Raw genomic sequence first — 21,541 nt, 5'->3', positions numbered from 1 at the left:
CCGTATCCGTAACCGTATCCGGCACGGACAGAGTGACAGACGGACCGCCCTCATATGCACCGGGTTACGCAAGTGAACCGCGATAAGGGGAAAATTCATGTGTCCGGCGGGCCGGTCAACCTGAAATCCGGTGCGGGGTCGTATGCTTGCCCGTTAAACCTCCCGCGCGCCCGCGTACATGTCCTCGATCAGATCCTTGTACTCACGCTCGACGACCGGGCGCTTGAGCTTCAGGCTGGGCGTCAACTCCCCGTGCTCCACGTCCAGATCGCGGGGCAGCAGCCGGAACTTCTTGATCGTCTGCCAGCGCTGCAGTCCGTCGTTGAGCCGCTGCACATGGCCGCCGATCAGCTCCCGCACCTCATCGGTGTCCACGACCTCCGCATAGGTCTTGCCGCCGAGGCCGTGGTCGCCCGCCCACTTCATGATCGTGGGCTCGTCGAGGGCGATCAGCGCGGTGCAGTAATTGCGGTCGGCGCCGTGCACCAGGATGTTGGAGACGAACGGGCACACCGCCTTGAACTGGCCCTCGACCTCCGCCGGGGCCACGTACTTGCCGCCCGAGGTCTTGATCAGGTCCTTCTTGCGGTCGGTGATCCGCAGATAGCCGTCGGGGGACAGCTCACCGATGTCCCCGGTGTGGAACCAGCCGTCGGACTCCAGCACCTGCGAGGTCAGCTCCGGCAGCCCGTGGTAGCCCTGCATGATGCCGGGGCCGCGCAGCAGCACCTCGCCGTCCTCGGCGAACCGCACCTCCAGGCCCGGGAACGCCTTGCCGACCGTACCGGTGCGGTAGTCCGCCGGGTTGAGGAAGCTGGCGGCGCTGGACTCGGTCAGGCCGTAGCCCTCCAGGATGTTGATCCCGGCGCCCGCGAAGAAGTAGCCGATGTCGGGCGCGAGCGCGGCGGAGCCGGACACCGCCGCCCGCAGCCGGCCGCCGAACGCCTCGCGCAGCTTGCCGTAGACCAGTTTGTCGGCCACCGCGTGCTGGGCCCGGAGGCCGAAGGGCACGGAGGCGGTGCCGGTGCGGCGGAAGTTGTCCTGAGAGACCCTGGCGTAGTCCCGGGCGACCTCGGCCGCCCACTGGAAGATCTTGTACTGGGCCGCGCCGCCCTCGCGCGCCCGCTGGGCCACCCCGTTGTAGACCTTCTCGAAGATCCGCGGCACGGCGCACATATAGGTCGGCCGGACCACCGGCAGATTGTCGATGATCTTGTCGACCCGGCCGTCCACCGCCGTGGTGTGGCCGACGTAGATCTGTCCCGCCGTCAGTACCTTGCCGAAGACATGCGCGAGCGGCAGCCACAGGTACTGCACATCGTCGGGGAAGAGCAGCCCGTCCTGATTGCCGATCACGATGGCCATGTAGGACCAGGAGTCATGCGCCAGGCGTACGCCCTTGGGGCGCCCGGTGGTACCGGAGGTGTAGATGAGCGTCGCCAGCTGATCGCTGCGCAGGGCGTCCATCCGCTCCCGTACCGCGTCCGGCTGCCGTTCCAGCAGGGCCGCGCCCCGCTTCTCCAGCTCGGTGAGCGAGAGCACCCAGCCCTCGGGGTCGTCCGCGGCGGGGACCGCGTCGTCGGCCTGGATCACCACCACATGGGCCAGCTCGGGGAGTTCCTCGCGCTGCGCCCGCACCTTGGCGAGCTGCGCCGCGTCCTCGGCGATCAGCACCCGGCTGCCGGAGTCGGAGAGGATGAAGGAGGTCTCGTCGGCGTTGGTGGTCGGGTAGACCGTGGTGGTGGCCGCGCCCGCGCACAGCACGCCGAGGTCGGCCAGGATCCACTCCACGCGGGTCGAGGAGGCCAGCGCCACCCGCTCCTCGGGGCGGATGCCCAGATCGATCAGCCCGGCGGCGATGGCGAAGACCCGATCCGCGCTTTCCCGCCAGGTCAGCGGCCGCCACTCATCGGGGCCCGTGCCCGAGGCAGGAGGCACCGGATAGCGGTACGCCTCCTTGTCCGGTGTCGCCTCGACGCGCTGGAGGAAGTGCGTCGCCAAGGACGGCGGCCGGTTCTCGAGCAAGTTCTGGGTGTCGGTCACGGCATCCTCCGGGGCCCGCATCATTGCTTGGTGACTCGCGAGTAACCTTCGAGTAGGTGATCAGGGTAGGGGCCGAATCCTTACGGCGTAAGGGGGCTGGGTCACGTTGTTCTCACGAGATGCCCAAGAGCAGCCCCGGAAGGCGGCGAGCCCGGCGCATCCATCACGCCAGGCCCGCTGACCACACTGTCCACGGTGGGCGGTTTCTCCCGCACCGGTGGGCGATGTCGACTTCTTCGCCTTGATCTACTTCTTCGTCCCGGTCCGCTTCTTCATCCCGGTCTACTTCTTCGCCTTGGAGTCCTTGCCGTCGGAGTCGGAGGACAGCACCGCGATGAAGGCCTCCTGGGGCACCTCCACATTGCCGACCATCTTCATCCGCTTCTTGCCTTCCTTCTGCTTCTCCAGCAGCTTCCGCTTACGGGAGATGTCACCGCCGTAGCACTTGGCGAGGACGTCCTTACGGATGGCACGGACCGTCTCCCGGGCGATCACCCGGGAGCCGATGGCCGCCTGGATGGGCACCTCGAAGTTCTGCCGCGGGATGAGCTCGCGCAACTTGGCGACCAGCCGGACGCCGTACGCGTACGCCTTGTCCTTGTGGGTGATCGCGGAGAACGCGTCCACCTTGTCGCCGTGCAGCAGGATGTCGACCTTGACCAGCTCGGAGGTCTGCTCACCGGTGGGCTCGTAGTCGAGCGAGGCATAGCCGCGGGTCTTGGACTTCAGCTGGTCGAAGAAGTCGAAGACGACCTCGGCGAGCGGCAGGGTGTAGCGGATCTCGACCCGGTCCTCGGAGAGGTAGTCCATGCCGAGCAGCACGCCGCGGCGGTTCTGGCACAGCTCCATGATCGCGCCGATGAACTCGCTCGGGGCGAGGATGGTGCCCCGGACGACCGGCTCATGCACCGTATCGATCTTGCCCACCGGGAACTCGCTGGGGTTGGTCACCGTGTGCTCGGTGCCGTCCTCCATCTCCACCCGATAGACCACATTGGGCGCGGTGGCGATCAGGTCGAGATTGAATTCGCGCTCCAGGCGCTCACGGATGACCTCCAGGTGCAGCAGCCCGAGGAAGCCGACGCGGAAGCCGAAGCCGAGGGCGGCCGAGGTCTCCGGCTCGTAGACCAGCGCGGCGTCGTTGAGCTGCAGCTTGTCCAGGGCCTCGCGCAGCTCGGGGTAGTCCGAGCCGTCCAGCGGATACAGCCCCGAGAACACCATCGGCTTGGGGTCCTTGTAGCCGCCCAGCGGCTCCTGCGCACCGCCGCTGACCTGGGTGATCGTGTCACCCACCTTGGACTGGCGGACATCCTTCACACCGGTGATCAGATAGCCCACCTCGCCGACGGACAGCCCGTCGGCGGGGGTCATCTCCGGCGAGTTGGTGCCGATCTCCAGCAGCTCATGGGCGGCGCCGGTGGACATCATCCTGATCCGCTCGCGCTTGCTGAGCGTGCCGTCGACGACCTTCACATAGGTCACGACGCCCCGGTAGGCGTCATAGACGGAGTCGAAGATCATCGCGCGGGCGGGGGCGTCGTGGACGCCCACCGGGGCGGGCACCAGCTTGACGACCCGGTCCAGCAGCTCGGCCACGCCCTCGCCGGTCTTGGCGGAGACCTTCAGCACGTCGGAGGGGTCGCAGCCGATGAGGTGGGCCAGCTCGGCGGCGTACTTCTCGGGCTGGGCGGCCGGCAGGTCGATCTTGTTGAGGACCGGAATGATCGTGAGTTCGTGCTCCATCGCCAGATAGAGGTTGGCGAGGGTCTGGGCCTCGATGCCCTGGGCCGCGTCGACCAGCAGGATGCAGCCCTCGCACGCGGCGAGGGAACGCGAGACCTCATAGGTGAAGTCCACATGGCCGGGGGTGTCGATCATGTTGAGGATGTGGGTGGCGGACTCGCCGCCCTCGTCCTTCGTCGGCGCCCAGGGCAGCCGGACCGCCTGGGACTTGATCGTGATGCCGCGCTCGCGCTCGATGTCCATGCGGTCGAGATACTGCGCGCGCATCTGCCGCTGCTCGACCACCCCGGTCAGCTGGAGCATGCGGTCGGCGAGCGTCGACTTGCCGTGGTCGATGTGCGCGATGATGCAGAAGTTACGGATCAGAGCCGGGTCGGTACGGCTCGGCTCCGGCACATTGGTAGGGGTCGCGGGCACGCAGGGTCCTGTGTCTAGGCGGGACTCGGTGTTATCGGTATTGGGTCAGTCCCGTCCATGGTCCCATGAATGGCGACCTCTTCCGGGTTTGGGACGCCATGGACCCTGCTGGTAACCTGGCCGACTGTGTCTCGTGCCCCCTCTTTCACGGAGATCTCCGAGGACATCTTCGTGAGGGGCGCCATGGACGTCTTCACGGACGTCTCGATGGGCGCGGACGCACCATGAAGCAAGTGAAACCCAACGAACCTGCGAAGGCTTTTACGTGGCGAACATCAAGTCCCAGATCAAGCGGAACAAGACGAACGAGAAGGCGCGCCTGCGCAACAAGGCGGTCAAGTCCGAGCTGAAGACCGCCATCCGCCGCACCCGCGAGGCCGTGGCCGCCGGTGACGCCGAGAAGGCCGCCGCGGCCATCCGCATCGCCGGGCGCAAGCTCGACAAGGCCGTCAGCAAGGGCGTTCTGCACAAGAACAACGCCGCCAACAAGAAGTCGGCGCTCGCCCAGCAGGTCTCCAGCATCCAGGGCTGACGCCTTCCGGGGCTGACCTCGAAGGCTGACGCCTTCCGGGGCTGGTCTCCGGCCGGTTCGGACACAGCGGTCCCTCTCACCCGCTCCGACCGGCAGCCGAGAGCCTCTTCAGCCCCTTCAGCGGTACCGCGCCGCACGCGGCCTGCGTTCGCCACGCGGGTGCGGCGCACTTGATCGATACGAAGGCCCCGCGCCTGTCCTTTCCCCAGGACAGCGCGGGGCTTTCGCGCTTGATTCGGGTATGTTCACGTCATGTCGACACCGGGGGAAACACCCAATCCGTACGGGCCGCCGCAGCCGCCCCAACCGCCTCAGCCGCCTCAGCAGAGCCCGGCGCAGAGCGCGCCGCAGGGGCCGGGACAAAGCCCGCCGCAGAGCGCGCCGCCCGGTCCGTACGGACAGGTGCCGCCCCCGCCCCAGCCGCCCCAGCACAATCCGTACGCCCAGCCGACGATGCCTTCCGTCCCCCTGGGCGGCGGCTACGGCCCGATGGGCGCACCGGGCACGCCTCCCGGGGTGCCTCCCATGGGCCCCGGGGCCGGGGGCGGGAGCGGCGGCAAGGGCTGGCTGTGGGGGCTCGGCGGGGCCGTCGTCGCCTCGGCGGTCTGGGCCGGGGTGCTGTTCGCCACCGGAGGCTTCGACGGGAACGAGGCGGAGGCCGATCTCGCGGGCTACCGCTATACGACCAACCTGTGCGGCTCGACGGACTCCCAGGCGTTCGAGGACTCCGGGTACGAGCAGAAGGACGAGAGCGGCTCGTCGTCCAACCCCCAGCACAGCAGTTCGGAGAACCCCGCGCTGGACTCGATGACCTGCAACATCGACTTCGAGCCGAGCAGCGCGAGCAGCAGCGACTACTCCTCGGTGTGGCTGTACACAACGGCGTCGCTGCACAAGAAGACCGACCCCGGCCCCGAGTTCGAGGCCCAGTACCGGGCGTACGAGGACCAGAAGACGTCCACCTACAGCTATGAGGTGAGCCCGGTCAAGGGGCTGGGCGAAGAGGCGTACGTGGTGAGGCAGGAGAGCAAGAGCAGCACCTCCAACACCGGCGCCTATGTGATCCTCGCTGTGCGGGACGGCTGGATGACCTATCAGTCGACCTGGTCGGAGTATGTGTCAACCTCGTCCAGCGCCTCGGCCAAGACGCCTGAGGAGGCCACCGAGATGCTCAGGAAGAGCGCGAAGGCGACACTGGCGAAGATGAAGGGGTAAAGCGGTACGGGAGCCACCCACCGATCAGAGCACACAACTCACCGCCCCCGGCCAACGCCCGTGGCCGAGCTCCGCGTTCCCGTCCCAGGGGGACGCAGCCCAAGTGAGGACGGGGGCGGAACCCGAGCGGGGCCCGGGGCGCAGCCCCAAGCCCGGGCCCGGGGCGCAGCCCCAAGCCGGGGGCGGGGGCGCAGCCCCAGGGGTCCGGGGCGGAGCCTTGGTTCGGGGAGGGGCGGGGTGGGGAACGAAAGGTGCCGGGAACGAAGCGCGTCTCCTCCCCCGGCCCCGGGCCGGCGGCTAGCGGCGGCCCGCCCGGGCGGCTCGGGCGATCGTGACGACGGCCTTCTCCAGGGCGTACTCCGGATCGTCCCCGCCGCCCTTGACCCCCGCGTCGGCCTCCGCGACGGCGCGCAGCGCGATCGCCACGCCGTCCGCCGACCAGCCGCGCATCTGCTGCCGGACCCGGTCGATCTTCCACGGCGGCATGCCCAGCTCACGGGCGAGGTCGCCGGGGCGGGCGCCGCGCGGCGCGGAGGCCAGCTTGCCGATGGAGCGGACGCCCTGAGCGAGGGCGCTGGTGATCAGCACCGGCGGCACCCCGGTGGAGACGGCCCAGCGCAGGGCCTCCAGCGCCTCGGCCGCGCGGCCCTCGACGGCGCGGTCGGCGACGGTGAAGCTGGACGCCTCGGCACGGCCGGTGTAGTAGCGGGCGACGACGGCCTCGTCGATCGTGCCCTCGACATCGGCCACGAGCTGGGAGACCGCGCTGGCCAGCTCGCGCAGATCGCTTCCGATGGCGTCGACGAGAGCCTGGCATGCCTCGGGGGTGGCGGACCGGCCGGTGGCGCGGAACTCCGACCGTACGAACGCCAGCCGGTCGGCGGGCTTGGTCATCTTCGGACAGGCGACCTCGCGCGCCCCGGCCTTACGGGCGGCGTCGAGCAGCCCCTTGCCCTTGGCCCCGCCCGCGTGCAGCAGCACCAGGGTGATCTCCTCGGCGGGGGTGCCGAGGTAACCCTTCACGTCCTTGATCGTGTCGGCCGACAGATCCTGTGCGTTGCGCACCACCACGACCTTGCGCTCCGCGAAGAGCGAGGGGCTGGTCAGCTCGGCAAGGGTGCCGGGCTGGAGCGCGTCGGGCATGAGGTCGCGCACATCGGTGTCGGGGTCGGCCGCGCGGGCGGCCGCCACCACCTGCTGCACGGCGCGGTCGAGCAGCAGCTCCTCCTGGCCCACGGCGAGGGTCACCGGGGCGAGTGGATCGTCGGTCGTCGTCTTCCTGGCCATCGCGGTCCAGCATCCCACGGACCACCGACAGCCCCGCCGTCCGGATGTCCGACAATGTTCCGGTGATCGATGAAGGACCGACCGGCGCACGGCACGCCCGGCACATCCTGGTGCTCCCCGACCGCGACGCGGCGGAGGAGGTGGCCGAGGCCCTCCCCGAGCGCTTCGGCATCACCCAGGAGCCCCAGTTGGTGCGGGAAGCCCTGGCGGGCGAGGACGACGCCGAGGACGCCCAGTGGCTGGTGGTGATCGAGGACCCGGCCGGCGGACTGGACCCGACGGCGCTGGACGCGCTCGCGGACGAGTACGACGGCTGGCTGGAGACCGAATAGCGTCCGAGACTGGTGCCGCAACCAATCGTGGTCACGGAAGAGGGGGACTCCGAGGATGAACGGAACTGTGACGGCAGTCAGCAGCAACGGCGAGTACTCGTTCACCAAGCCGAACCGGGACAGCATCACCCTGCTCACCGGCCTCGGCGTCGAGGACGACGTCCACGCCGGTGTGACGGTCAAACACCGCTCCCGCGTCGCCCAGGACCCCACCCAGCCGAACCTGCGCCAGGTCCACCTCATCCACGAGGAACTCTTCGCGGAGGTCGGTACGGAGGGCTTCAAGGTGCTGCCCGGCGACCTGGGCGAGAACATCACCACTCGCGGCGTCGACCTGCTCGCCCTCCCCGTCGGCACCCTGCTGCGCATCGGCGGCGAGGCGGTGCTTGAGGTCACCGGCCTCCGCAACCCCTGCCTGCAGATCGACCACTTCCAGAACGGCCTCCTGAAGCAGGTCGTCGGCCGCGACGAGGCCGGAAACATCATCCGCAAGGCCGGAGTCATGAGCATCGTGCGGGAGGGCGGTACGGTCCGTCCGGGCGACCTGATCCAAGCCGAGCTCCCCGCCGGACCCCACCGCCCCCTGGACCGCGTCTGAGGGCGGGGCATCCCTGTCGCGATGAGTTCCGGCCGGGCCGGGAGTCTCTTCTGGTGACCGTCGTAGAACGCCGTACGACGCTGCCCGGTACGAGACACCACGGAGGACACCATGACGGCCACACCGGACGACCCGACCACCTCGCTGCCCGGCCGGCCGCCCGTGGTCGGCCTGGCCACCTGGCAGGCCGCCCGTGACGAGTTGCTGGTCCGCGAGAAGGCCCACACCCGCGAGGGCGACGCCATCGCCGCGGCCCGCCGCCGGCTGCCGATGGTGGAGTTCGACGGGACGGTCGAGGTCGTCGGGCCCGACGGCCCGGTCCCGTTCCTGGACCTGTTCCAGGGCCGCGACGAGCTCGTGGTCTACAAGCACATGTGGTATGACGGCGCACCGCACCAGGGGCAGTGCGAGGGCTGCACCACCACGGCCTGGCATCTGAAGGAAGCGGACTACCTCAACGCGCGCGGAGTCTCGTTCGCCGTCCTGACCACGGGCCGCTGGGACGAGGTGGCCTCCTACGTCGAGTTCATGGGCTACGCCCAGCCCTGGTACTCGGTGCGCGACGTGGACGGGCCGGCCGGCGGCAGCATGGGTTATCTCACCTGCTACTTGCGCGACGGCGACCGCGTGTTCCTCACCTACTCCACGACGGGCCGCGGCAATGAGCGGGTCAACGGGTCCCTCGGCCTGCTCGACATGACTCCCTACGGCCGCGGCGAGGCGTGGGAGGACAACCCCGAGGGCCGTCCCGAGGGGCGCGACGCGTGCTGGTCCTGGCGCTCGGACGCGGACGGGACCGCCACCTGGGGCCCGACCAGCCGCCCCGTGCCGCAGTGGACCCGCCCCGGCGCGACCCCCGTGGAGACCCTCGGCCGCCACGGCCACCACCACTGACGCGTGCCGCGGACATGAGTGAGGCGCCAGGGGCGAAGGGAGGACCTCTGGCGCCCGTACTCGCGGCCGAAACCGCTTCGGGGTGCATCAGGCGGACCGTCGCGTGCCCCCACCACGGCCTCCGAGGACCGCGCGCAGGCCCCGGTCGTGCGTGACCGCGATGGGGCCGTCGGTGTCGGTTCGCAGTACGGCGGCGCCCTGGGCGCGCAGGGAGGCGATGGTGCGGGGCGATGGATGGCCATAGGGGTTGTCGGCGCCGCAGGAGATCAGGGCCAGGCGGGGGCTGAGGCGCCGGAGCAGCTGTGGGTCCTGGTAGGCCGAGCCATGGTGGGCGACCTTGAGAACGTCGATCTCGGGGAGGGCGGGGTGCGTCGTCAGCAGGGCTTGCTGGGCGGGGGGTTCGAGGTCGCCCAGGAGGAGCAGGGTCAGACCCGCCGTGCGGACGAGGAGGGTGACGCTTGCGTCGTTCGGGCCCTCGGTCGCGGTCGGGCCGGGTGGGGGCGGGGGCCAGAGGACCTGCCAGGACAGCGGGCCGAAGCGTCGTCGTTCCCCTGGCTGCGCCGGGATGACCGGGATGTGCGCCGACCGGGCCCTGCGGCGCACGAACTCGGCCTGGCCCGGTGGTTCTTCCAGGACGGTCGTCTCGATCGCGCCGACCGCGCGGCCGCGTAACGCACCGCTCAGCCCGGCCACATGATCCGCGTGGAAGTGGGTCAGGATCAGGAGCGGGATCCGGACGACGCCCAGGGAGCGCAGGCAGTGGTCGACGGCTCGTGGCTCGGGGCCGGTGTCCACGACGACGGCCGTGCCCGGGCCCGCCGCCAGGACCAGGGCGTCACCTTGTCCGACATCGCACGCCACCATCCGCCAACCGGGCGGTGGCCAGCCGGTGATGACCCGGGCCAGGGGGGCCGGGCGTACGACGGCCAGCAGCACCAGCAGTGCGCATACGGCGCACAGCAGGCGGTGGCGCAGCACTCGGCGGCCCGCGAGGACTACGGCCAGGGTGACGGCGGCCAGCAGGAGCGCGCCGGCCCAGCCGTCCGGCCAGTCCGCCTCGGCTCCGGGCAGCGCCGCGCCGGTCCGGGCCACCCGGGCGATCCATTCGGCGGGCCAGCCCGCCAGCCAGGCGATCCACTGGGCGAGCGGCGGTGCGACGGCGGCTGCCGCGAGCGCGGCGAAGCCGAGGGTGGTGGCGGGGGCCACCGCCACCTCGGCGATGAGGTTGCAGGGGATCGCCACCAGGCTCACTCGCGCGGCCATCACCACGACGACCGGTGCGCAGACCGCCTGGGCCGCGCCGGCGGCCGCCAGCGCCTCGGCCACCCGGGGCGGTACGCCACGGCGCTGGAGGGCCGCGCTCCATCCCGGTGCGATGGTGAGCAGGGCGCCGGTGGCCAGCACGGAGAGCAGGAAGCCGTAGCTCCGGGCCAGCCAGGGGTCGTAGAGCACCAGCGCGAGGACGGCGGCGGCCAGGGCCGGGAGCAGGGAGCGCCGGCGGCCGGTGCCGAGGGCGAGCAGGGTGATCAGCCCGCAGGCGGCGGCACGCAGCACACTGGGTTCGGGTCTGCAGACGATGACGAAGGCGAGCGTGAGCCCGCCGCCGAGGAGGGCGGTGGTGCGCAGCCGGATGCCGAGCGCGCCCGCGAGACCGCGCCGCTCGGCCCGCCCGGCCAGCTGCGGCGGACCCGTGAGCAGTGCGAGGACCAGCGTCAGGTTGCTGCCGGAGACGGCCATGAGGTGCAGCATGTCCGTGGCCCGGAACGCCTCGTCCAGCTCGGGCGGCACCCGTGAGGTGTCCCCCACGACCAGCGCGGGGAGCAGCGCCCGCGCGTCCGGGGAGAGTCCGTCGGCGGCGGTGCGCAGCCCGGCGCGCAGCCGCCCGGCAAACCGCTGGACCGCGCTGGGCGGGCCCGTGGCCCTCGGTGGCCCACCGCTCACACGCACTACGGCCGCGATGCGGTCCCCGTCGCGCAGCGGTGGCGCCAAGCGGCCGTGGACCCGCAGACGTGTGGACGGCAGCAGCCCGAGCCAGGCCGTCCGCTCCTTGCCGGACCCGGGGTGGACCGTGAGCAGGACGGGCGTACGGGTGGTGGTCGTGGTGCCATCGGGGCCGGTGACCTCGTGGGCCTCTGCTTCTATGACCACGGACGCGGGCGCGAGCGCCGCGCCCCGCACCCGTGGCCGAGTGAGCCGTGGGTCCCCCGTGACCGTCACCTCGGCTGTGGTCTCCGCGTACCCCCGGGCGAGTGCGGGGACGGGGCCGCGATGTACGTCCGCCCCGTGCAGCCCGGCGACCGCCCCCGCAGTGGCCCCGCATAACAGCAATGCGGCGATCGCTCCTGCCATACGGCGCCCACGCCAGGCGACAGCGCGTGGCGGTGAAGTGGCTTGCCGCCCCGGCCCGGGCCCCGGCAGGTTGGGGCCTTCCGGTGTCGGGGCTCGTCGGCGGGTCCGGAAGAGCAGGGCCGCCGCTACGAGGGTGGCTGCCGCGCAGACGAGGGCAACCGCTGGGGGTGATGCGTCCAGGGCCAGTGCCGCGGCTGCCCAGGCGGCCAGGGCCGGGGGTACCAGGCGGAGGTCGGGTGGGCCCTCCTGGCGTGGGTGTGACGCACCGCGTGGGGACGCGGCCGCGGCATGGACCGGGGCGCGGGTGCGCGGGGGCTGCGCGGACGTCATGGCTGGACCAGCGGGCGCAGGTCGGCGAACCGGCGCTCGCCGATGCCGTTCACCTCGCGGAGTTCGTCGATGGAGCGGAAACCTCCGTGCTGGGTGCGGTAGTCGATGATGTGCCGGGCCAGGACGGGGCCGACTCCCGGGAGGGTGTCGAGCTGTTCGGCGGTCGCGGAGTTCAGGCTGATCACGCCACCGGGTGCCCCCGGCCCGGCCGGTGCGTCGGGTGCGTTGGGCCCGTCGGGTGCGTTGGGCCCGTTGGCTGCGCTTGGCCCGTTGGCAGCGTTGGGTGCGTTCGAGCCACCGGCCGCCGCGCCCGGCGCCGGTGGTCCGGCCGCGGGGGTGCCGACCACGATCTGTTCCCCGTCCACCAGCGGGCGGGCACGATTCAGTCCGCTCAGGTCGGCGCCCGGCCGTGCCCCGCCCGCCGCTTCCAGCGCGTCGGCGACCCTCGACCCGGGCGGCAGCTTGCGCAGGCCGGGGCGGCGGACCTTGCCCGTCACATCCACCACGACCTTCCGGCCGCCACCGGACGAGGTGAGCTGCCCGCCCGCCGTCGGACCGGGTTCGGAGGGTGCGGCGTGCGGGGGCTCCGGGTCCGGGGCGCGCACGGTCTGGGGACGGCCGGTCCAGAAGTGGTAGGCCGCGAAGGCCACCGCGGTGAGCAGGGCGACCGCCAGGGCGGCTACCGTCTTCAGCTCCATGCCGCAGCGCAGCTGAAGCCACACCGGCAGCCGCTCGCGCAGGGCCAGCCCCGCCCGGTCGCGTCTGCGCAGCGGAGCGCTCTCGGACGCGCTCTCAAGCCCCTCCTCGCGCCCGTCCTCCTGTCCGTCCTTGTGCCCCTCCTCCTGTCCGCCCTCGTTTCTGTCCTCGTGTCCGTCCCCGGGCGGCTCCTCGTTCCGTACTTCCTCCGCCACCGCGGCCGACCCCGCGACGCCCTTCGGTCCGTCCCGGCTGCCCAGAGCGATGGACCCGACCGCCACCGGGGACGCCCGAGGCGCCGACGAGGCCGTGGCGAAGAGCGCCGCCGCGCGGCTCGCGCGTGAAGATGCGGCGGGGTGCGTCTGGCGGTGGGCACCGCGGTGGCGGCTTCCGGCGCCGACCGGACCCGTGCCGGACGGCGGGCGTGGGCGTCGGCCCGCCCCGCCGTCGCGATGGCGGCCCCGCCCCGGGCCCGTGGTTACTGTGCGTGATCGTGAACTCATGCCACCTGACGGTAGGCACGTGGCGCCGATCGCGCTGGTCCGCCTCAATTTCCGGGGATAACCCCCGCGTTGTGGACAACTCCGTCACCCCGCCGGGTGAAGAGCCTCCCCCACCCTCCGCTATCGCGGAGAGACCACCGCCCCCAGCAGCCCCGGCCCGGTGTGCGCCCCGATCACCGCGCCCACCTCGCTCACATACAGCTCCGCCAGCCCCGGCACCCGCTCCCGCAGCCGCTCCGCGAGCGCCGCCGCCCGTTCGCCCGCCGCCAGGTGCTGCACCGCGATGTCCACCGGGCTCCGGCCGGCCCGCTCCACCACGATCTCCTCGAGCCGGGCGATGGCCTTCGAGGCGGTACGGACCTTCTCCCGCAGCTCGATCCGCCCCTCGTCGAGCTGGAGCAGCGGTTTGACCGCGAGCGCCGAGCCGAGGAGGGCCTGGGCCGCGCCGATGCGGCCGCCGCGCCGCAGATAGTCGAGGGTGTCGACGTAGAAGTAGGCCGCCGTGCCGTCGGCCCGCTTCTCGGCCGCCGCCACGGCCTCGTCCAGCGTGCCGCCGCCCTCCGCCGTCTCGGCCGCCGCCAGCGCGCAGAAGCCGAGCGCCATCGCGACCATTCCGCTGTCCACCACCCGCACCGGAACGGGCGCGTCCTGCGCCGCGAGCACCGCCGCGTCGTAGGTGCCGGAGAACTCGGCCGACAGATGCAGGGAGACGATGCCCGTCGCGCCCTCCTCGGCGGCGGCCCGATAGGCGGCCGCGAACATCTCCGGACTGGGCCGGGACGTCGTCACCGGCTTCCGCTTCTGCAGCGCCTGCGCGAGGGACCGGGCCGAGATCTCGGTGCCCTCCTCCAGGGCCCGGTCGCCGAGCACCACCGTCAGCGGCACGGCGGTGATGCGGTGCCGCTCCATCGCATCCTGCGGCAAGTACGCCGTGGAATCGGTCACGATCGCGACATGGCGGGACATGACTGGGAGGTTATCGGGGGATGGCGCCTGCCGACAGCGCGACCCCACCGGATGATCAATTGCCTTGCCGATCATGCCCTGTTCAGACGTGACTCAGATCCTGTTCTCAGGCCGTGTTCTCGGGACGCGGGGACTGCTGCCAGGGCTTCTGCCACGCCTGGGGCTCCGTATTCGGCCTCGCCCCGAGCGACGGCCGGGGCGGCTCCGGCTCCTGCCCCGCCTCGGGCGCCGCCTGCGGCTCGTCGGGCTCCACCGCCGTCCAGTGCCGCAGCGCCCCCGCCTCCATCTCGATCTCGCGGCCCAGCGAGTCCAGATCGTCGTGCGCCATCCGATGCGTCCGCTCCTGCACCGCCCAGCGCAGCGAGTCGGCCGAATGGGTGATCCGCTGCGTACGCTCCCGCATCTCGGGCAGCAGGGCGGCAAGCCTGGCCCTGTCGGGCTCCTGCTCCAGCCGCTTCAGTTCCGCTTCCAGGTCCAGCGCATGGGTGCTCAGCCGCTGGAACAGGGCCAACGACTCCGACAGGGAGCGGTCTTGCGGGGCGGCCGCCTGCAGCGCCTGCCCGGTGGCGCGCATCGAGCCGCGCAGGGAGAGCCGCAGCTGGGCGAGCTCACCGGCCGCGCCGGGCTGGGCGAGCTGCCGGGCCCGGAGTCTGGTCTCCTCCACCGTGACACGGGCGTGGTGCACCGTACGGTCGATACCGCGCTTGGCCGCCCTGACCCCGCGGACGACCCCATAGACCCCCGCCAGCATGATCAGGACGAAAAGCGTCAACAGGATCCAGATGGCTTCCATGTGCGCTCCTTGGGGCGGCGGTCACGGCACGGTGGCGGTCGTCCTCTCAGCGTAAACGCGCCGCGCGGGTCAGAGGTTCCTGACGAACCCCCAACCCGCCCACACGTGAAAACCCGCCCGCGAGTGAGAAGCCGATCAGGCCGGAACGATGTTCACCAGCTTCGGCGCGCGCACGATGACCTTACGGATGCCGGCCCCGTTCAGCGCCGCCACGACCGCCGGGTCACCCACCGCCAGCGCCTCCAGTTCCTCGTCCGAGACCGAGGGCGCGACCTCCAGCCGGGCCTTGACCTTGCCCTTGACCTGCACCACACAGGTGACGGTCTCGTCCACGACGTACTCCGGATCGGCGACCGGGAAGGACTCGTGGACGACCGACCCGGAGTGGCCCAGCCGACGCCACAGCTCCTCCGCGACATGCGGGGCCAGCGGCGCGATCAGCAGAACCAGGCCCTCGGCCACCGAGCGGGGCACCTCGCGGACCTTGGTGACGTGGTTGTTCAGCTCGGTGATCTTGGCGATGGCGGTGTTGAAGCGCAGGCCCTCCATGTCCTGCCGGACGCCGTCGATCGCCTTGTGCAGGGCGCGCAGCGTCGCCTCGTCGGGCTCGGTGTCGACGACGGTGACCTCTCCGGTGCCCTCGTCGACGACATTGCGCCACAGCCGCTGCAGCAGCCGGTACTGACCGACGACGGCGCGGGGGTCCCAGGGCCGCGAGACGTCCAGCGGGCCCATGGCCATCTCGTACAGCCGCAGCGTGTCGGCCCCGTACTCGGCGCAGATCTCGTCCGGCGTGACGGCGTTCTTCAGGGACTTGCCCATCTTGCCCAGCAGCCGGGTGACCTTCTCGCCGTTGTACCAGTAGGCGCCGTCCCGCTCCTCGACCTCGGCGGCCGGGACGGCGATACCGCGGCTGTCCCGGTAGACATACGCCTGGATCATGCCCTGGTTGTACAGCTTGTGGAACGGCTCGACCGAGGAGACGTGCCCCAGGTCGAACAGCACCTTGGACCAGAACCGCGCGTACAGCAGATGCAGCACCGCGTGCTCGGCGCCGCCGACGTACAGGTCGACACCGCCGTGCGGCTGCCCCTCGCGCGGCCCCATCCAGTAGCGCTCGGCGTCGGGGTCGACCAGCCGCTCGCTGTTGTGCGGGTCCAGGTAGCGCAGCTCGTACCAGCAGGAGCCGGCCCAGTTGGGCATGGTGTTGGTCTCGCGGCGGAACGGCCGCGGCCCGCGCCCGTCGCCCAGGTCCAGCACCACGTTGACCCAGGCCTCGTTCCGGGACAGCGGGGTCTCCGGGGAGGTGTCGGAGTCGTCCGGGTCGAAGGTGCGCGGCGAGTAGTCCTCGACCTCGGGCAGTTCCAGGGGCAGCATCGACTCGGGCAGCGGGTGGGCCACGCCCTCCTCGTCGTAGACGATCGGGAAGGGCTCGCCCCAGTAGCGCTGCCGGCTGAACAGCCAGTCGCGCAGCCGGTAGTTGACGGTGCCCTCGCCGATGGAGCGGGCCTCCAGCCACTCGGTGATCCGGGCCTTGGCCTCGGTGACGCCCAGGCCGTCCAGGGAGATGCCGTCCCCCGCCGAGTTGACGATCTTGGCATCGTACGAGCCGAACGCGTCGTCCCAGGTGGACGGGTCGGTGCCGCGATCGTCCGAGGGCTCGACGACGCAGCGCATGGGCAGCTCGAAGGCTCGGGCGAAGGCGAAGTCACGGCCGTCGTGGGCCGGGACGGCCATGATCGCGCCGGTGCCGTAGCCCATCAGGACGTAGTCGGCGATGAAGACCGGCACCCGGTCGCCGCTTACCGGGTTGACGGCGTACGCGCCGGTGAAGACGCCGGTCTTCTCCTTGACCTCGGCCTGCCGCTCGACGTCGGACTTGGCCGCGGCCTGCTTGCGGTAGGCGTCGACGGCCTGGACCGGGGTGGCGTGGCCGCCGGTCCAGACGTCGTGGGTGCCCTCGGGCCAGGCGGCCGGGACGATCTCGTCCACCAGGCCGTGCTCGGGCGCCAGGACCATGTAGGTGGCGCCGAACAGGGTGTCCTGGCGGGTGGTGAAGATCGTGATCTTGGCATCGGGGTGCTCGGCCACCGGGAAGTCGACCCGGGCGCCCTCGCTGCGGCCGATCCAGTTGCGCTGCTGCAGCTTGATGGCCTCGGGCCAGTCCAGCTCGTCCAGGTCGTCCAGCAGCCGGTCGGCGTAGGCGGTGATGCGCATGTTCCACTGGCGCAGCTTGGCCTTGAAGACCGGGAAGTTGCCGCGCTCGGAGCGGCCGTCCGCGGTGACCTCCTCGTTGGCCAGCACGGTGCCCAGACCGGGGCACCAGTTGACGGGCGCGTCCGAGGCGTAGGCCAGCCGGTAGTCGCCCAGGATGTCGGCGCGCTCGGACTCGGTCAGCTCGGCCCAGGGACGGCCGTCGGGGGTGGTGCGCTCACCGGAGGCGAACCGCTGGACCAGGGTGTCGATGGGGCGCGCCGTCTTCGCCTCCGGGTCGTACCAGGAGTTGAAGATCTGCAGGAAGATCCACTGGGTCCACTTGTAGTAGTCCGGGTCGATCGTCGCGAACGAGCGGCGATTGTCGTGGCCCAGGCCCAGCCGGCGCAGCTGCCGCCGCATGTTCTCGATGTTGGCCTCGGTGCTGACCCGCGGGTGGGTGCCGGTCTGCACCGCGTACTGCTCGGCGGGCAGGCCGAAGGCGTCGAAGCCCAGGGTGTGCAGGACGTTGTGGCCCGTCATGCGGTGGTAGCGGGCGAACACATCGGTGGCGATGTAGCCCAGCGGATGGCCCACGTGCAGTCCCGCACCCGAGGGATACGGGAACATGTCCATGACGAACTTCTTGGGCCGGGCGACGGCCTCGGCGTCGCCGGCCAGGTCACCGCTCGGGTTGGGCGCCTCATACGTGCCGTGCGCGTCCCAGAAGTCCTGCCAGCGGGCCTCGACGTCAGCGGCCAGGGCGGCCGTGTAGCGGTGCGGCGCGGCCACCTCGGCCGCGGCATTGGTCTCGCTCATGGTCCTCAAAGCTCCATCGGTCGTCTCTGCCTGCGGCAACGCAGCGGATCCCTGCTTCCGAAACAAAAAGACCCCTCGCACAGGAGGGGACGCCGCGCTGATACCGACCGGAGCTGTACTCGGTCGGTACTGATCAGCGCGGCCCGCTAAGCAGAAGGCGTACGGCACGCATGGAGCCAGGTTACCGCAGGGCGCAGACGGGCCGCACGGAGGTGGTGACCGTCGTCACGCGTCACAAAGGCGGGCCGCCCTTACGGACGCCCCGCCTCCTTGATGTGGAGCTAAGGAGAATTGAACTCCTGACCTCCTGCATGCCATGCAGGCGCTCTACCAACTGAGCTATAGCCCCAGGTCTCGCTCCGCCCGGCTTCCCCGGCGGCGACGCCTACATTACACGGACGCCCCGGCCTTCCGCCAAATCGATTGGCCGGAGGCCGGAGCAGATCCCCGTTACGCCGTCGCGAACGAATAGAAGCGCTTCAGCGTGCAGTGCTCGTCGAGGAGCCGGCCGTAGATCGGCTCCCCTTCCAGCTCGCGGTAGGTCTCGATGGGATCGCCCCTGATGATCAGCGCCTGTGCGCACTCCGCGCACCAGTACTGGTAGTCGGAGTTGAGCGGCTCCATGTCGCGGACGATCGGTGTACCGGTGCCGCACCAGTCGCACTTCCGGCTGTGGGCTCCCATCTCACTCAGCTCCAGCTATGGCCGCAGGCCGTACACACGTAGGAAACACCGCCGTTGTCACCGAGGACCTGTGCCACGTGTCCGGAGCCGCAGGACGGGCACACGATGCCCGCTCGTGCCCTGCGGGACGGGTCCTCGATCGCATCGAGGATGCTGGTCCGCATCCCACCTGCCCTCCCCATCGGACGTGTCGGCCCCATCCCCCTCCGGCCGTCCGATTCTGCCACGGGACGACGCGCAGGTCAGCGGAGATGCCCCACTCGTCTCACCAGACTCATCAGCGCTCCGCACAGCGCGGCCCCGGCCAAGGCGACGCAGGTCACCCACAGGGCGTCCGCGGAGGCACCCGCACTGGGCACCGTACCGTCCGCGGCGCCCAGGAACACCGCCCCGAAGACCGCGACGCCGGTGAGCAGGCCGAGTTGAGCCGCTGTCACCAGCACCCCGCTGGCGTCCGCCGCGTCCTGCTGCCTTACGGTCGCCAACGTCCGCGTGAGCAGGGGGCTGTATGCCAGCGAGAGCCCCGCGCCGGAGGCCGTAAGGGCGACGAGTAGCCATGGGCCGCCGTCCGTGCCGTCGCGCAGGGCCAGCCCCGCCCCCGCGAACGAGACGGCCGCCAGGAGGAATCCGCCCGGGACGGTGGCGGCGTGCCAGCGGGCGGGCAGCCGCTGCCAGTTGAGGCCCACGACGCCGAACGCGACCGCCGTGGGGACGAATGTCAGCCCCGCCCGCAGCGGGCCGTAGCCGAGTCCGCCCTGCACATGCAGGGTGAGGGCGAACAGGAACCCCGCGTTGGCCGCCATCCCCAGTGCGATACGGATCACCGCGAGCGGTATCCCCGGCGCCCGCGCCACCCTGGGGGAGATCAGCGGCGCGCCGCCGCGCCGGGCCAGCCGGGTCTCGTACGCGGCGAAGAGCGCCACCAGGACCGCGCTCAGGCCGAGCGTGATCCAGCACCAGAGCGGCCAGCCCCGCTCCTGGCCGAGCACCAGCGGCACGGTGAACAGCAGCACGGCGGCCGCGAGCAGCACCAGACCGGGCAGGTCCAGGCCGCTCCGGCGGACGGCCGCGCGCTCCCCGCGAGGGCGCGGCGCGTCGTCCGGGCGCGAGGCCTCGGCGGGACGCGGCGGATCGGCGGGACGCGGCGGATCGGCCGGGTCGTGCAGCAGCCGAGGGCCGAGGGCCAGCAGCGCGAGCCCGATCGGCACGTTCACCAGGAAGACCGGCCGCCAGCCGGAGCCGAGCAGATCGGCCTCGACCAGCAGCCCGCCCAGGATCTGCCCGCCGGCGGCACCGGAGGCCAGCACCGCGGAGTACGCGCCCAGCGCCCGTGCCCGCGAACCGCCCGTGAACGTCCGCTGGATCAGGCTCAGCACCTGCGGCAGCATCAGCGCGGCACCCGCGCCCTGGACGAACCGGAAGGCGATCAGCTGTCCGGTGGTGGCGGCGAGCCCGCAGGCGAGCGACGCGCCGGTGAAGACCGCGAGCCCGGTCAGGAACATCCGCCGGTGGCCGATCAGGGCGCCCAGCCGCGCGCCGGTGATCAGCAGCACGGCGTAGGAGACGGTGTAGCCCGCGATGACGAGTTGCAGCCCGGCGCCGGAGGCGTGCAGATCGGCGCGGACGGTCGGGGCGGCGATATTGACGATGAAGACGTCGAGGACGGCCATGAGCTGGCCGGTGAGGACGATCGCGAGCAGCCAGCCGGGGCGCGGAGAGCGCCGGGAGTCAGGGCGTCCGGAGGCGGGGCGCCGCGCGGCCCGGTGGTCGGCGGCCGGGCTGCCATCGGCCCGGTTGTCAGTGGTCTCGCCTTTACTGGATCCACCGGGGTCCCCCGTCGGAGGAAGGGTGGTCGGGGTGGTGTGTCTCATGGGTCGAGCCTGTGGCCGGGCGGATACCGGTAACGAGAGCCCGCCGATGCTGGTAGTGGCAGCACCTGGCAGCCGCCCGCCGCCCCCGGGAGCATGGGTCCGTACGGCTCGTCGGGGGAACCGTACGGCTCGACGGGGGACCGACCGTGCCGCCCGGCGGCACGGGGGATGGGGAGAGCGACGATGACCGCGAACACTCGGCGCAGAAGGCCCGAACTGGCCGCCTTCCTGCGCAGCCGCCGTGCCCGGGTGACCCCCGCCGACGTGGGCATGGCGCCCGGGGTGCGGCGCCGCACCCCCGGACTGCGCCGCGAGGAGGTCGCCCAGCTGACCGGTGTCGGCATCACCTGGTACACGTGGCTGGAGCAGGGCCGCCCGATCAACGCCAGCGTGCAGGTGCTGGACGCGGTCGCGCGCACCCTGCGGCTGGACCAGACCGAGCGCGAGCACCTCTACCACCTGGCCGAGGTGCCGTATGTGCCCGGCCGGGAGCGCGATCCACGCAGCGTGAGCCCGGAGGTGCAGGGCATCATCGACGCGCTCGACCCGCTCCCGGCGGTGGTCTACAACGCCCGCTACGACGTCCTGGCCGCCAATGCCGCGTACGGCGGCCTGTTCCCGGAGATGCTGCTCTCCGCCGTCTCCGAGCGGAACGCCCTGTGGCAGCTGTTCGTGGCCCGCCGCTGCTGTGCCCCCTATGTGAACCTCGAGGAGGAGCTGCCGCTCCTGGTGGCCACGCTGCGCGGCGGGTACGGACGCCATGTGGGCGAGCCCGCCTGGGAGGACTTCATCGCCCGGCTGCTGGAGGCCAGCGACGACTTCGCCCGGCTGTGGCAGAGCGGGGACGTGGCCCCGCCGGGCTCCCGGATCAAGGTGGTGCAGCACGCCTCGGTCGGCGAGATCCGGCTGACCTCGACCTCGATGTGGGTCAGCGGGGTGCCGGAGACCCGGGTCGTGGTCTACACGCCCTGCGACGAGGAGAGCCGCGACCATGCGCGGCGGGTGCGCCTCCTCCACGACCCGCTGATCGGCTGCACGATGCACGCCAAGCCGCTCTCCGTACTGCGGGAGGAGAGAGCCGCGGCGGAGACCCGGGCCGGAAGCGGCGCGGAAAGCAGCGATCCCGCCTCCCTGTGAGGGAGACGGGATCCTGGTCCTGTGGAGCTAAGGAGAATTGAACTCCTGACCTCCTGCATGCCATGCAGGCGCTCTACCAACTGAGCTATAGCCCCGCTCTTCTCCGCGCCGGAGCGCTTCGAACGAGAAGGAGCATAGC

At 71.4% G+C, this 21,541-nt stretch carries 16 protein-coding genes and 2 tRNA genes; 6 read left to right on the top strand and 12 right to left on the bottom strand.

Going from position 1 to position 21,541, the window contains the following annotated elements; translation table 11 throughout:
- Nucleotides 1-153: 153 nt before the first annotated feature.
- Complete coding sequence (locus LIV37_RS32770; protein WP_121825135.1) at nt 154-2,043, bottom strand: AMP-dependent synthetase/ligase; 1,890 nt, start codon at nt 2,041-2,043, stop codon at nt 154-156.
- A 282-nt stretch (nt 2,044-2,325) separates the two neighbouring features.
- Nucleotides 2,326-4,203 (bottom strand): translation elongation factor 4, encoded by a 1,878-nt coding sequence (gene lepA / locus LIV37_RS32765; protein WP_121824235.1) that lies wholly within the window; start codon nt 4,201-4,203, stop codon nt 2,326-2,328.
- 265 nt (nt 4,204-4,468) lie between these two features.
- Here lepA and rpsT point away from each other — a divergent pair, with 265 nt between their 5' ends.
- On the top strand, nt 4,469-4,735 hold the full coding sequence (rpsT, locus tag LIV37_RS32760; RefSeq protein ID WP_020871377.1) for a 30S ribosomal protein S20: 267 nt from the start codon (nt 4,469-4,471) through the stop codon (nt 4,733-4,735).
- Between the two features lie 453 nt (nt 4,736-5,188).
- Nucleotides 5,189-5,950: a hypothetical protein gene (locus LIV37_RS32755; RefSeq protein WP_121825136.1), complete on the top strand. Its 762-nt coding sequence runs from the start codon at nt 5,189-5,191 to the stop codon at nt 5,948-5,950.
- A 297-nt stretch (nt 5,951-6,247) separates the two neighbouring features.
- On the opposite strand, the gene holA is transcribed toward LIV37_RS32755, so the two are convergent.
- Nucleotides 6,248-7,237, bottom strand: coding sequence for a DNA polymerase III subunit delta (gene holA, locus LIV37_RS32750; RefSeq protein ID WP_020871375.1), 990 nt, complete (start codon nt 7,235-7,237; stop codon nt 6,248-6,250).
- A gap of 44 nt (nt 7,238-7,281) precedes the next feature.
- Here holA and LIV37_RS32745 point away from each other — a divergent pair, with 44 nt between their 5' ends.
- From LIV37_RS32745 to LIV37_RS32735, 3 genes are all read left to right on the top strand, one after another.
- Complete coding sequence (locus LIV37_RS32745; RefSeq protein ID WP_020871374.1) at nt 7,282-7,569, top strand: hypothetical protein; 288 nt, start codon at nt 7,282-7,284, stop codon at nt 7,567-7,569.
- A 55-nt stretch (nt 7,570-7,624) separates the two neighbouring features.
- On the top strand, nt 7,625-8,167 hold the full coding sequence (locus tag LIV37_RS32740) for an MOSC domain-containing protein (protein ID WP_121824236.1): 543 nt from the start codon (nt 7,625-7,627) through the stop codon (nt 8,165-8,167).
- 111 nt (nt 8,168-8,278) lie between these two features.
- Complete coding sequence (locus tag LIV37_RS32735) at nt 8,279-9,061, top strand: DUF899 family protein (RefSeq protein ID WP_020871372.1); 783 nt, start codon at nt 8,279-8,281, stop codon at nt 9,059-9,061.
- 87 nt (nt 9,062-9,148) lie between these two features.
- Here LIV37_RS32735 and LIV37_RS32730 read toward each other — a convergent pair whose 3' ends face one another.
- From LIV37_RS32730 to LIV37_RS32695, 8 genes are all read right to left on the bottom strand, one after another.
- On the bottom strand, nt 9,149-11,740 hold the full coding sequence (locus tag LIV37_RS32730) for a ComEC/Rec2 family competence protein (RefSeq protein WP_121824237.1): 2,592 nt from the start codon (nt 11,738-11,740) through the stop codon (nt 9,149-9,151).
- Nucleotides 11,737-12,717, bottom strand: coding sequence for a ComEA family DNA-binding protein (locus tag LIV37_RS32725; RefSeq protein WP_020871370.1), 981 nt, complete (start codon nt 12,715-12,717; stop codon nt 11,737-11,739). Before LIV37_RS32725 ends, LIV37_RS32730 begins: the two co-directional genes overlap by 4 nt.
- Nucleotides 12,718-13,059: 342 nt before the next feature.
- Complete coding sequence (locus LIV37_RS32720; RefSeq protein WP_020871369.1) at nt 13,060-13,905, bottom strand: DegV family protein; 846 nt, start codon at nt 13,903-13,905, stop codon at nt 13,060-13,062.
- A gap of 106 nt (nt 13,906-14,011) precedes the next feature.
- A complete protein-coding gene (locus tag LIV37_RS32715) occupies nt 14,012-14,698 on the bottom strand; it encodes a hypothetical protein (RefSeq protein WP_020871368.1) in 687 nt (228 codons plus the stop codon).
- Nucleotides 14,699-14,833: 135 nt separating this feature from the next.
- Nucleotides 14,834-17,710 carry a leucine--tRNA ligase gene (gene leuS, locus LIV37_RS32710; protein WP_020871367.1) on the bottom strand — a complete coding sequence of 959 codons (2,877 nt, stop codon included), beginning with the start codon at nt 17,708-17,710 and terminating at the stop codon, nt 14,834-14,836.
- Nucleotides 17,711-17,986: 276 nt separating this feature from the next.
- A tRNA-Ala gene (locus LIV37_RS32705) sits at nt 17,987-18,059 on the bottom strand.
- A gap of 101 nt (nt 18,060-18,160) precedes the next feature.
- A complete protein-coding gene (locus tag LIV37_RS32700) occupies nt 18,161-18,394 on the bottom strand; it encodes a hypothetical protein (protein WP_020871366.1) in 234 nt (77 codons plus the stop codon).
- A 242-nt stretch (nt 18,395-18,636) separates the two neighbouring features.
- Nucleotides 18,637-20,265 (bottom strand): MFS transporter, encoded by a 1,629-nt coding sequence (locus LIV37_RS32695; RefSeq protein ID WP_020871365.1) that lies wholly within the window; start codon nt 20,263-20,265, stop codon nt 18,637-18,639.
- 183 nt (nt 20,266-20,448) lie between these two features.
- Here LIV37_RS32695 and LIV37_RS32690 point away from each other — a divergent pair, with 183 nt between their 5' ends.
- Complete coding sequence (locus LIV37_RS32690) at nt 20,449-21,402, top strand: helix-turn-helix transcriptional regulator (protein WP_254807128.1); 954 nt, start codon at nt 20,449-20,451, stop codon at nt 21,400-21,402.
- Nucleotides 21,403-21,424: 22 nt separating this feature from the next.
- On the opposite strand, the gene LIV37_RS32685 is transcribed toward LIV37_RS32690, so the two are convergent.
- Nucleotides 21,425-21,497, bottom strand: a tRNA-Ala gene (locus LIV37_RS32685).
- Nucleotides 21,498-21,541: the final 44 nt, after the last annotated feature.

The sequence above is a fragment of the Streptomyces rapamycinicus NRRL 5491 genome, from assembly GCF_024298965.1.
GTDB classification, from domain to species: Bacteria; Actinomycetota; Actinomycetes; order Streptomycetales; family Streptomycetaceae; genus Streptomyces; species Streptomyces rapamycinicus.
This window is presented reverse-complemented; position numbering and strand designations above follow the sequence as displayed.